Source organism: Acinetobacter sp. YH01024, from assembly GCF_013420195.1.
Classification (GTDB): domain Bacteria; phylum Pseudomonadota; class Gammaproteobacteria; order Pseudomonadales; family Moraxellaceae; genus Acinetobacter; species Acinetobacter amyesii.
The window spans coordinates 74,832-86,995 of record NZ_VOYQ01000014.1; the positions used below are offsets into that span (position 1 = coordinate 74,832).

The following is a 12,164-nucleotide window of genomic DNA, read 5'->3' on the forward strand; positions in this document are numbered from 1 at the left end:
AATAAAGAAACTGAGCAAGCGAAGCGGTTTAGCTTTCAGCAAGAGATCGCGCCTGCTGCTTCACCCAAGGAATCACCACCTCACGTGTTAAAGGTGCAAGTTTTGTTTGTGTATCATCCAAGCTGACCCATTGCATCGCTGCAATTTCCGCATCAATTTTCGGTTCACCTTGCAACTGGACCAGATAGACATAACTCACCAGTAGATGATCGACTTCGTTCGCAGCAGCCGTTTCAAAACGACCAATGAATTGCTCAATCTGCGCAGCGCAGCCAATTTCTTCCTGAATTTCACGCAGCATGGTGATTTCAGGAGCTTCATTGGGTTCTAATTTTCCACCCACTTGCATAAAGAATGCCGTGTGTTTTTTACGAACCACTAAAAGTTCATACTGTTCATTTAAAATAATGGCTGCGGCAACGGTTATGATTTTCATCAATTTTGTTCCAAATCCGCAATAAAAGCTGTACGTTCAACCATGCCCCACTTCGGCTCTGGCGCAGTGAAATATTGAAACTTTTCAACAATCGTTTCAATATTATCTTCTGCAATTAAGCATTCGATAAAACGTGGATGGGTAAAGCCTTTTTCTGCAGTTGTTTTCAGAAAATTCAATAAATCGTCATAAAAACCATCTACATTGAGAAAGGCACATGGCTTTAAATGAATGCCCAATTGAGCCCACGTCCACTGCTCAAAAATTTCCTCTAAAGTCCCTGCTCCACCTGGAATCGCCACAAAACCATCCGAGAGTTCAGACATTTTGGTTTTCCGTTGTTGCATATTTTCTACCACATGCAATTCGGTTAAATCTGGATGTGCCAATTCTTTATCGACCAAGACTTTTGGAATCACCCCAATGACTTGCCCACCTGCACGCAAAGCACTATCTGCCACAACACCCATCAAACCTGAACGACCACCACCATAGACCAGTATGATGCCTTGTGCCGCTAAATGACGACCGACTTTTTCAGCCACCTGTAAATAGGCAGGATTGTTACCAAGGGCGGAACCACAGAAAATTGCGATAGATTTCATTTATAATCACCATCAGATCAGGAACGCTATGCTGGAAAAATCAACTTTAAACAGATTTTTTCATAAAATAAGCATTAGAACAGTGTTTTTCAGCAAATCCTTGTCTAAAATACACCCATTCATTTTTAACTTACTGCGCAAGGGGAAAAGACAACATGCTTGAAGCCTTTTACGCCACAGAGCGCGGTAGCCTGGAAGATGTCACCATCAATGGTGACTTCGATTTACATCAGGATTTAGTCTGGCTCGATCTCATTGCCCCGTCTCAGGAAGAGCAGCAATGGATTATGGATGCCTATGATCAAAATTTACCTACATTAAAATCATTAGAAGATATTTCGTCGAGTGCACGATTCTACCGTGATGACGACGGTATTTTGCACATCAGCACCTATTTTTTAACGAAAAATAAAAATTTTCAGGTCGATGGCGAACCCGAAGAAAATGCTAGCACCTTAGCTACCGTACAAACGGTTGCCTTTATTTTGCATAAAGAGCGCTTATTCACTTTACGGGGTGAAAAGCTGGTGGCTTTCCGTGCCTTTCGTGCCCGCGCGCGTCGTAACGATTATGAAATTGACTATAAAGATCCAACTTGGATTTTATTGGGTCTTTTAGAAGCCAAACTCGATGAACTTGCGGATATCTTGGAAGATATCCACAAGGACTTAGAAAAATATTCCACAGAAGTGCTGAATAACCGTCATCGTGAGATGATTTTAGACTTAGATGACATGATTACCCGACTTGCACATTTAGAAGATATGCTCGGGAAAGCTCAGCTGTGTCTGATCGACTTACGTCGTGTTCTCACCTTCCTGTCACGTCCTCGCGCCTTGGGCAGTCATATTTATGATGCCGACATCCGAGAACTCAGTGAAGACGTGCGCTCTCTTGTTGAGCATGATGCCTTCTTGTTCCAAAAGGTTCGATTCTTACTGGATACCACTTCTGGGTTCATTAACACCGAACAGAACGATACGATTCGTCGATTCTCGATTTTACCAAGTATGCTTGCGCCACCGATGTTAGTAGCTAGCGTCTATGGAATGAACACCGATGTACTGCCCTTCGCGCATGGTACAACCAGTTTTATCGTGGTCAGCTTAATCATCGTGGCATTCTTTATTGGCCCATTGATGTACTTCCGCTGGAAGAAATGGATTTAATCCGTTCCTATTGCGTAGACTTGCGAGAGTTTCTTGTCCCGCTAAAATAAAAAAAAGCACCTTACGGTGCTTTTTTTATTTAGATCAATTGCAAGTCATGCTCAAGATGACAAGCTTGAATAATCTTCATCATTTTTTCAGGGACTGCTTTAAACTGCAAACCTTGCGCTTTTGGCGTTTGACGTAACCAACGGACCAAAACAGCTAAAGCCAAAGTACTGCCATGCTCAAGCTCAGCAAGATTGACCACCAAGGGAAAAGCTTGCTGTTGTTGAATCAATTTCAAGCCGTCTTGATAATACAATTCGGCATTGTTGTAATCGATTTTGCCTGAAACCATCAATTCTTGTTGATGAAGTTTAATCACACATCACCTATCTTATTTTTTCTTGTCTAATGCAGCATCAGCATCAGGTTTGAAGTTCGCAATTGCTTTATCAATGTTACCGCCATTACGTTTTACAGTCGCCGCAAACTGATTACGGAATTGTAAGCCTAGATCGATACCCGAAACGTTGATATTACGGATTTTCCATTGTGAACCTTTATCCGCCAACTGGAAAGAGACTGGAATTTTTTCACCGTTGTTATGGAAATCAATCGTTACAACAGGGTTCTTACTGTTCGACGCTTTATATGGACGCATGCTATACGTTTGGTTACTAAACTTGGCAAAAGCTGAACCATAGTTTTCGATCAGCGTTGCACGGAAGTTACGTTCAAACTGCGCACGTTGAGCCGCTGAGCTGTATTGATTCGTTGCATACGTACCCATCACGATACGTGTGAACGCTTGTGAATCGATGTACGGGTCTAAGTTTTGACGAACAATCGCTTTCACAGCCGCAGGGTTATTTTGTAGTTTTGCGTGGTCTGCTTTTAAACGTGTAATGAGGCCATCAGCCACTTTTTTTACAAATGCAGGTGGTGCTTCGCTTGGAGCAGCAAAAGCTGTACCTGCCATCATAGTTGATAAGATACTTGCTGTAAGCGTATGTTTTAACAATGTGTTCACTTAATTTCTCCTAAAAATTATTCAACAAATGCAGGTTCGTCTGCCGTTGTTGTGTCAGCAGCTTCTGTTTTTTGTTCAGCATCTGCTGTGTTGTCAGATTTGTTCCCTGCACCACCGGTCACAAATTTAGACACCAAATCTTCGATTTCCATCGTACCTTGGGTATTACCAATTTGGTCACCACGTTTTAAGAAGTTGACACCACCACCCGGTACAATTTTCAAATATTTCTCGCCCAATAAACCATTGGTTGCCACCATAATGTAAGCATCTTCATCGATATTGGTGATGGATTTCATGTTAGCAATCAGTTGCTGTTCCATTTCTTTTTGTTTCGCAGGTGTTGCTGCTTCATAGTCTGATGTGTAACGCAGTTCTTCGAGTGCATTCTTTTGCACTTCTTTTAACTGTTCTGCGTTATAAGAGGTTAATGAGCCATCCATAATCAGATGTGCTGTCACTAAGCGCGTCACAGGATCGAGTTTCAATGATTCCACTTGACCAACTTTGACACCACTTAAGGTCACTTTGGCACGGGGTTTAATCCCGTTTACATTTTCAAATGTCGCGGTCAATTCATAACTGTCTTCAATGTTATTGCCGACCAAACCACTCACACGCATCGCCAAGAAGAAAATAGCGATAGCAAACAGAATGACAAAAAAACCGACGGCCAGTTCACTCGTACGTGATTTCATTAAATACCTCCGAACATGACCGCAGTCAACACGAAATCTGAACCTAAAACACACAACGAAGAATACACGACAGTACGCGTGGTCGACGTTGCAATACCTTCTGAAGTTGGGACACAGGCATAACCCTGATAGACCGCAATCCAAGTACAAATTAATGCAAAAACAAAACTTTTGATGATGGTGCCATTAAAGACATCTTTAAAGAATTGCACACTGTTCTCAATGCCACTCCAATAAGAGCCTTCATCCGCACCCAGAAAATCAACACCCACCAATTTACCGCCCATGATGCCGACCGCAGCGAAAATCACCGACAACATTGGTAAGCTAAAAATACCGGCCCAAAGTCGAGGCGAGATCACTCGTTTTAATGGATCGACCCCGATCATTTCCATACTCGACAACTGCTCAGTGGCTTTCATCAAACCAATTTCAGCCGTCAAAGCAGAGCCTGCACGACCTGCAAAGAGTAAAGCCGCCACCACAGGTGCAAGTTCACGCAGTAACGTCAGTGCAACGGCGGTGCCGAGCATCGCTTCACTACCAAAGGTCGACAGAATGCTATACATCTGCAAACCCAGTACCGAGCCAATAAATAAGCCAGATACCACAATAATTAGTAATGAAAGCACACCAACACGGTACATCTGATAAATAAATAATTTCACGCCAAGTAAAGTCGGCATGGAAAAAAGAATCTGCAGCAACATAATGGTTGCTACGCCGATTCCTCGAACACGTTCAATGACGCGTCTACCTAATGCGGCAATAGCATTCATGAACGAACCTCATGATTTAAATAGGGCTGATGACTGAATTGATAATCGACCGGACCTTCTACCGAACCCGTCAAGAACTGCTTCACAAAAGGCGAAGCATGTGCTTTTAACTGCTCAGGTGTTCCCTCGCCCTGCACTTTCCCTTCAGCCACAACATAGATGTAATCTGCAATTGATAATGTTTCAGCCACATCATGCGAAACAATAATCGTGGTTAGATCTAAAGCTTCACGTAGCGAACGAATCAAGCGAGTTAAAACCCCCATCACAATCGGGTCTTGCCCTGCAAAGGGTTCGTCATACATGATCAGCTCAGGATCGAGTGCAATTGCACGGGCCAAAGCCACACGACGATTCATACCACCTGAAAGTTCAGAGGGCATCATTTTTTCTGCACCACGTAAACCAACAGACTCTAATTTCAACGCAACAATTTCAGCGATCAAATGCTTTGGCAACTTGGTATGCGCACGAATTGGAAAGGCTACGTTTTCATATACCGACATATCGGTAAATAATGCGCCGCTCTGAAACAGCATCCCCATACGCGCACGCGCAGCGAAGAGCTCCTGACGTGACATCTGTGCAATGTCCTGCCCATCAAGCAACACTTCTCCATTATCGGGAGTCAATTGACCACCAATTAAACGGAGTAAAGTCGTTTTACCTGTACCAGATGGACCCATAATTGCAGTGATCTGACCACGACGAATTTTTAAACTGACATTGTCATAAATGACGCGCTCTCCTCGCTTAAAACTCAGGTTTTTCACTTCGATCAGTGCCTGAGTCTGAGAAGACGTTTGATTATTCATAGCTGAGGATTTTCCTGCATTTTTTTCAGCATGCATACTATAAAGGATTGAAGTTTAAAATGTTACCATTGCATGAGCGCATATCCCTGCATTCCATCAGGTAAATTGTTTTTTATTATTAATGCGATTTTATAGAGGGTGTTTTCAACCCAATAGAAGAATTTAGTTAAAATAATTGTATATATAGTAAACGATATTACACAATAAGAGTGTCAAACCGATATAAGGCATAAGTACCTCGATCATCACTGTACGCATATTTGCCAACGCGTTTCCGTTCATATTAATTATCATTAAACACATAAAGTTTGATCAAGTATACATTTTTCTGATTAAAAAGCTAATTTAAATCCATAAAAAAAACCGGTGTTTCCACCGGTTTTTTCGATATTTCTTTCGAAATTCAATTAGTCATTGAATTTACGACGTGGACGGTCTTCACCGAAAGTGCGTTCGCCACGTGGTTTATCATCACCGAAACGTTTTGGACGGTCATCGCCGAAACGTTTTGGACGATCTTCACCAAATGAACGTTGAGGACGGTCACCGTTGAATTCACGACGTGGACGATCTTCACCAAATGAACGTTTTGGACGATCGCCATAACCTTCACGAGCTGGTTTATAATCTACACGGTTACCACGGTTGTCATCGTTAGAACGACGGTCAAAACCACCTTCACGACGTGGACGATCGCTGTTAAATTCGCGACGTGGACGATCTTCAAAACCGCCTTCACGACGTGGACGATCGTTGTTAAATTCACGACGTGGACGATCTTCGAAACCGCCTTCACGACGTGGACGATCGTTGTTAAATTCGCGACGTGGACGATCTTCGAAACCACCTTCACGACGTGGACGATCGTTGTTAAATTCGCGACGTGGACGATCTTCGCCACCGAATGAACGACGTTCGCCATCACGGTTGCCTTCACGACGTTTGAAGTTTGATTCACCTTCAAAACGACGACCGCCACCGAAACCACCACGACCACCGCGACCGCCATCACGACGACCACGACCGCCATCACGGCTACCACGTGCAGGAGGTGGAGATGGCTCAAGACCTTCAATTTCAGATACATTTAAACGTGCATCTAAGAAGTCTTCTAAAGCACGAATTTTACCGCGTTCACGGTAAGTCGCTAAAGTAATCGCGTTACCAGTACGGCCCGCACGACCTGTACGACCAATACGGTGTACATAGTCTTCGTTCTTCATTGGAAGACCGAAGTTAATTACGTGAGAAATAGTTGGTACGTCTAGACCACGTGCAGCAACGTCAGTCGCAACTAAGATTTTTGCACGACCTTCACGAATGCTACGTAAACGACGGTTACGTACAGTTTGTGGCATTGCACCGTGAAGAGCGACAACTGAGTGACCTGCTTCTGCAAGTTCTTCAGCCAACATATCTGTATCTTCTTGGGTAGATGCGAATACAACTGCTTGATCTACAGACTCATCAGATAACCAGTGAGTCAAAAGTTTTTTCTTGTGTTCGAAACCGTCAGTCCAGTGAAGAGTCTGAGTAATGTCAGTATTTGTAGAGTGACCAGTTTCAATCGCAATACGCTGTGGATCATTCATCATGCGTTCTGCAAGTGTAATGATACGCGGCGCAAATGTTGCAGAGAACATTAATGTTTGTTTACGGTTAGCAGCCAAGTCGCTGATCGCTTCTAGGTCTTCAGAGAAACCTAAGTCAAGCATACGGTCAGCTTCGTCAACGATTAACGCATCAACGTTGTCTAGTTTAATTTGACGACGGTTAACCAAGTCAAGTAAACGACCTGGAGTCGCTACGACAACTTGTGCACCTTTAAGCTGTTGAATTTGTTTACCGAAAGGCATACCACCCATAATTGCAGCAATACGAACACCTTTCATATGACGTACTAAAGCAATTGCGTCTTGGCTAACCTGTTGAGCCAATTCACGTGTAGGGCAAAGTACAAGAATAGACGGTGCAGTTACCGCTTTCATACGCTCTTTGAAAGACATCAAAGTGTCTTGACCAGCCAAAGCATTCACAGTTGGGAGTAAGAATGCAGCAGTTTTACCAGAACCAGTTTGGCTTGATACAAGAAGGTCTTTACCTTCTAATGCAGCTGGAATTGATTGTTCTTGCACTGGAGTCGGAGTAGTAAAACCTAGACCTTGTAATGCTAGTTGTAACGACTCATGTAAAGGAAAATCAGCAAAAGTTTTGCTCATAGAGTATTTCACCCCAAAAATGGGTGCTCCATTAAAAATATAAATTCAGATGGACATCGGCAAAAAGCGGCACAGCAAAAAACGCTGAAAATATAGAATCAGCGGCGATCCGAGAACGACGATGTGTATAACGCACACATGATTACAGCCGCAACCTGAAGGAATCGCTTAGCGATTGGGTGGGGCGCGAAATATCGTCCTCTCTTTGGACCGGAACGCGCATACACAATGATAGAAGAGAATGTTCAGGTAATGAACGAAATTTAGTGCGTGCGGGGATTATAGCAGAAAGTTTTTAAATGTCACCTGTTTTAGTCAACTTCAGAATATTTTTTGTAAGAAGCTTTAAATCATAGGTGTTTAAGCCATTATTTTTGACCGATTAGACAAAAATAAAGCCCTCATAAAGAGGGCTTTATTTCATTATTCTGTCAATAAACTCGAACTAAGCGTTCTATTATTTAGCAGCTTCACCCCAAGCTGGAACTACAGCTTGCATAAGTGGTTTAAGCATTTTCATAGAACATGCAAGTACTTGACCATTGTCCATTGAGTCGTTACCACCACGAGCATCAACCACAGTACCACCCGCTTCTTTCACAATAAGTTCACCCGCAGCGATGTCCCATGGTTTCAAACCAAGTTCGAAATAACCATCGAAACGACCAGCAGCAACATATGCTAGATCAAGAGCAGCAGAACCTGAACGACGGTATTGAGCACCGGCTTCAGTCACATTTAACAATGAGTTGAAATGGTTTTTCGCATAAGAAACCACTTCGCCATTACGAATTTTACGATACGCATGACCCACTGAAAGGAAAGTGTTTTCTAAGCTGTCTTTTACATTTACACGAATACGGCGTTGGTTCATCATCGCACCGCGACCACGGCTTGCAGAGAACAACTCATCTTTCACAGGGTCATAAATAACACCGTGCTGAGTTACACCTTTATGTTGAACTGCGATAGAGATGCAGAAATGTGGAACACCATTAACGAAGTTTAATGTGCCATCAAGTGGGTCGATGATCCAACACCAATCAGCGTCGTGACCTTTGCCTTCTTGAAGACCAAACTCTTCGCCTAGGAAACTGTGATTTTTATAGCTTTTACGTAGGGTATCGATAGTCAATTGTTCCAAATAACGGTCTACACGCGTTACTGGACCATCAATTCCTTTTTCTTCGACTTGTAGATCGAGTTTATGACGATTTTGATGCGCTTTTAAAAGCTCTTGACCAACTAATTGAGCCGCACGCGCAGCCATAACCACCATAGGTTCCATTGAACACCCACTACAAATTTGAAGATACTGATAAAGAATAATGCATAAAAGCCCTTATATCTTATCAAATATAAGGGCTTTTAGGGAAAAAATGTTTCTAAAAATTAGAAATTCAACAAACCACTGTTTGCTTATGTTTTAGCCAGCTCTGTGTCACTGAAGCGCCAATGCCTTCAGCATCCAGTCCAGCCTGATGCAACATTTGAGCATGTGTTGCTTGATGCATGAACTCGTCAGCCAAACCTAAATTCAGCACAGGCTTAACCACGCCTGCTTGGGCTAAATATTCATTTACTGCACTGCCCGCACCCGCCATGACGGCATGCTCTTCAACTGTCACAAATAGTTGCGTACTTGCTGCGATTTGATCGATCAACTGTGTATCTAATGGCTTCACGAAGCGCATATTAATCACACGTACAGCCACATCTAGCTTTGTCGCTAAAGCCTGCCCTGCCTCTAGTGCCGCTTGAACACGACTACCAAAAGCCAGTATAGAAATGGTGTCATCTTGCTGATCATTGAAGTTTGCAACAATTTCACCACGGCCAATTTCAAGCTCAGTCATCTCTTGCTGAATCTCAACACCCAGTCCATTACCACGTGGGTAACGTACCGCCGCTGGGCCTTTATACAAATAAGCCGTATGCAACATTTGACGACATTCATTTTCGTCTTTCGGCGCCATGATCACCATGTTTGGCAAGGTACGCATAAAGGCATAATCATATGCACCGGCATGCGTTGGGCCATCTTCACCAACCAAACCTGCACGGTCGATACCAAATGTCACGTCGAGATTTTGCAAAGCAACGTCATGAATCAGTTGGTCATAACCACGTTGTAAGAAGGTTGAATAGATTGCAACAACCGGTTTTACCCCTTCACAGGCCATACCCGCAGCCAAAGTCACCGCATGTTGTTCTGCAATGGCAACATCAAAGAAACGCTCAGGGAACTGCTTGGCAAATTGCACCATGCCTGAGCCTTCACACATCGCAGGAGTAATCGCCAATAAACGATCATCCTGTGCAGCTTCATCACATAACCACTGACCAAAAACATCTGAATATTTCGGTGCAGTTGCCACTGCAGCAGGTGCATTCACTTTACTGATGGCATGGTATTTGATTTGATCTGCTTCGGCAGGTGCAAAGCCTTTACCTTTTTTGGTATAGACATGCACTAAACGTGGGCCTCTGCGTTTTTTTAAGGCTTCAAACACATGTGTCAATTGTTCAACATCGTGCCCATCAAAAGGACCAAAGTAGTCAAAGCCAATGGCTTTAAATAGGTTGTCTGCAGCATCGGTCGCAGCACAATGTAGGCGTGAGTTATACGCCCATTCAGGATGAGGTTGAATATAGGCTTCGCCATTTTCAGAAATATTCACCGATTGACCACTTTCCCAAATCGCAGCCAAATGCTTAGCAAAACCACCAGTACTGCATGAGATCGACATATCGTTGTCGTTCAATACCACCATGAGGTCAGCATTGTGTGCCACCGCATCGTTCATGGCTTCAAAAGCCATGCCCGCTGTCATCGCGCCATCACCCACGATTGCAACCACATGACAGGGATCTTGCTTGAAGCGACGTGCCAATGACATCCCAAGACCAGCAGAAATCGCGGTTGATGAATGGCCTACACCGAAGGTGTCAAATTCAGATTCTTCACGGGCAGGAAACGCAGCCAAACCATCTTTGGCACGAATCGTCACTAATTGTTCACGACGACCGGTCAAGGCTTTATGCGGATAGGCTTGATGACCCACATCCCAAATCAGACGATCACGTGGCGTATCAAAACAGTAATGCAATGCCACGGTTAATTCGATCACCCCAAGATTGGCACCAAAATGCCCACCACTTTGTCCGGCCGCATACAAAATAAATTGACGTAACTCATCCGCCACTTGCTCTAATTGGCTGCGCTCGAGTAAACGAAGTTGTTGAGGATGGTTAATCGTATCCAGCAACGGTGTTACAGGGCGTTGAAATGGTATTTCTTTATACAGCATAATGTGGCAAAGCCTTCTAAAGCCTGGCAAATTCCTAAGCTCGGTCTAAATGGGTAACTCGATCATATCGTCGAATTGTATCACCTTACAATCAGCCAAACTTGTAGCGATGTAATTTTTAGCAATGATCTCGCTGGGGAGATTTTGAATGAGTCAGATTATCCTGAATAATCTTCCTATTTATCAACTATTATCGTTCGCTTTATACAAAAAAGAAAATGTTCTGCATAAATTCGTCGTTGCAATTCTACCAATGTCCAAGCATTACGCTATACTTTAGCCAATTTATAATCGAATAAACGGGTTAAGCAGTGCCTATAGAATTTGTCGCAACGTCAAGATTACCGACCGCTTTTGGTGAATTCAATATTACGGTTTTTCAGGATCCTGAAACCGGTGAAGAACACGTCGCACTCTCTAAAGGACTAGAACAAGCTCCCACTGAACCTGTTTTAGTTCGTATCCACTCCGAATGCCTCACCGGTGATGCCTTCGCTTCACTCAAATGTGACTGCGGCCCACAGCTTCAAGCGACCCAAAAATTAATTAATGAAGCAGGTCAAGGGGTGATTTTATATTTACGCCAAGAAGGTCGCGGTATTGGCTTGACCAATAAAATTCGTGCTTACGCCCTACAAGACCAAGGCCATGACACAGTGGATGCCAATTTATTATTGGATCTTCCTGCCGATGCACGTCGTTATGATATGTGCCCTATCATGTTGAATCATCTCAACATTACGGCTGTGCGTCTCATTACCAATAACCCGTTAAAAATTGAAGCGCTACAAGAGCAAGGCGTGAATGTCGTTGATCGCGTTCCGCTGACTGTGGGTTTAAATCCCTTTAACGAACAATATTTAAAAACCAAACATGATCGTATGTCGCATATGTATCAAAAGGACGATTTTTAAAAATCCTTTAAATTCTCCATAAATTAATCCCTCCAAACCTCCCTTTACAAAAGGGAGGCTTCCCCCTCTTTATTAACATAGGTATCTACACATTTTTTATAAATTGAATGCGATCTGAGCAATCGCATTCAGCTCATCAGACGAATACTCTGACAACAACTGAAGAGTGTTCAATAGTATTGAAAGCCCTGCCAGTATGGCAG

12 protein-coding genes are annotated in these 12,164 nt (G+C 43.3%); 2 read left to right on the forward strand and 10 right to left on the reverse strand.

What is annotated here, in order from left to right; all coding sequences use genetic code 11:
* Window positions 1–28: 28 nt before the first annotated feature.
* Together FTT88_RS08305 and FTT88_RS08310 are read right to left on the reverse strand one after the other, a co-directional pair.
* A complete protein-coding gene (locus FTT88_RS08305) occupies window positions 29–436 on the reverse strand; it encodes an NUDIX domain-containing protein (RefSeq protein ID WP_180064822.1) in 408 nt (135 codons plus the stop codon).
* Window positions 436–1,041: a TIGR00730 family Rossman fold protein gene (locus tag FTT88_RS08310; protein WP_180105605.1), complete on the reverse strand. Its 606-nt coding sequence runs from the start codon at window positions 1,039–1,041 to the stop codon at window positions 436–438. The genes FTT88_RS08305 and FTT88_RS08310 overlap by 1 nt, the downstream gene beginning before the upstream one ends.
* A gap of 155 nt (window positions 1,042–1,196) precedes the next feature.
* Here FTT88_RS08310 and FTT88_RS08315 point away from each other — a divergent pair, with 155 nt between their 5' ends.
* On the forward strand, window positions 1,197–2,210 hold the full coding sequence (locus FTT88_RS08315; protein ID WP_078189297.1) for a CorA family divalent cation transporter: 1,014 nt from the start codon (window positions 1,197–1,199) through the stop codon (window positions 2,208–2,210).
* A gap of 79 nt (window positions 2,211–2,289) precedes the next feature.
* Here FTT88_RS08315 and FTT88_RS08320 read toward each other — a convergent pair whose 3' ends face one another.
* The 8 genes from FTT88_RS08320 to dxs form a co-directional block, all read right to left on the reverse strand.
* Window positions 2,290–2,550: a lipid asymmetry maintenance protein MlaB gene (locus FTT88_RS08320; RefSeq protein WP_218945760.1), complete on the reverse strand. Its 261-nt coding sequence runs from the start codon at window positions 2,548–2,550 to the stop codon at window positions 2,290–2,292.
* Window positions 2,551–2,589: 39 nt separating this feature from the next.
* The gene (locus FTT88_RS08325) at window positions 2,590–3,225 is read right to left on the reverse strand and encodes an ABC transporter substrate-binding protein (protein WP_180003433.1); all 636 of its coding nucleotides are present in this window, start codon (window positions 3,223–3,225) and stop codon (window positions 2,590–2,592) included.
* A 17-nt stretch (window positions 3,226–3,242) separates the two neighbouring features.
* Window positions 3,243–3,923: an outer membrane lipid asymmetry maintenance protein MlaD gene (locus tag FTT88_RS08330; protein WP_180093012.1), complete on the reverse strand. Its 681-nt coding sequence runs from the start codon at window positions 3,921–3,923 to the stop codon at window positions 3,243–3,245.
* Complete coding sequence (gene mlaE, locus FTT88_RS08335) at window positions 3,923–4,702, reverse strand: lipid asymmetry maintenance ABC transporter permease subunit MlaE (protein ID WP_078189301.1); 780 nt, start codon at window positions 4,700–4,702, stop codon at window positions 3,923–3,925. The genes FTT88_RS08330 and mlaE overlap by 1 nt, the downstream gene beginning before the upstream one ends.
* Window positions 4,699–5,517: an ABC transporter ATP-binding protein gene (locus FTT88_RS08340; RefSeq protein WP_218945413.1), complete on the reverse strand. Its 819-nt coding sequence runs from the start codon at window positions 5,515–5,517 to the stop codon at window positions 4,699–4,701. The genes mlaE and FTT88_RS08340 overlap by 4 nt, the downstream gene beginning before the upstream one ends.
* 407 nt (window positions 5,518–5,924) lie before the next feature.
* Window positions 5,925–7,736: a DEAD/DEAH box helicase gene (locus FTT88_RS08345; RefSeq protein WP_180105606.1), complete on the reverse strand. Its 1,812-nt coding sequence runs from the start codon at window positions 7,734–7,736 to the stop codon at window positions 5,925–5,927.
* A gap of 457 nt (window positions 7,737–8,193) precedes the next feature.
* Entirely contained in the window at window positions 8,194–9,024 is an 831-nt protein-coding gene (locus tag FTT88_RS08350) for an inositol monophosphatase family protein (RefSeq protein ID WP_078189303.1), read from the reverse strand.
* A gap of 112 nt (window positions 9,025–9,136) precedes the next feature.
* Window positions 9,137–11,047 carry a 1-deoxy-D-xylulose-5-phosphate synthase gene (gene dxs / locus FTT88_RS08355; protein WP_180173865.1) on the reverse strand — a complete coding sequence of 637 codons (1,911 nt, stop codon included), beginning with the start codon at window positions 11,045–11,047 and terminating at the stop codon, window positions 9,137–9,139.
* 311 nt (window positions 11,048–11,358) lie between these two features.
* On the opposite strand from dxs, the gene ribA reads away from it, so the two are divergent.
* A complete protein-coding gene (gene ribA / locus FTT88_RS08360; RefSeq protein ID WP_168379100.1) occupies window positions 11,359–11,961 on the forward strand; it encodes a GTP cyclohydrolase II in 603 nt (200 codons plus the stop codon).
* The last annotated feature ends 203 nt before the right edge of the window (window positions 11,962–12,164 follow it).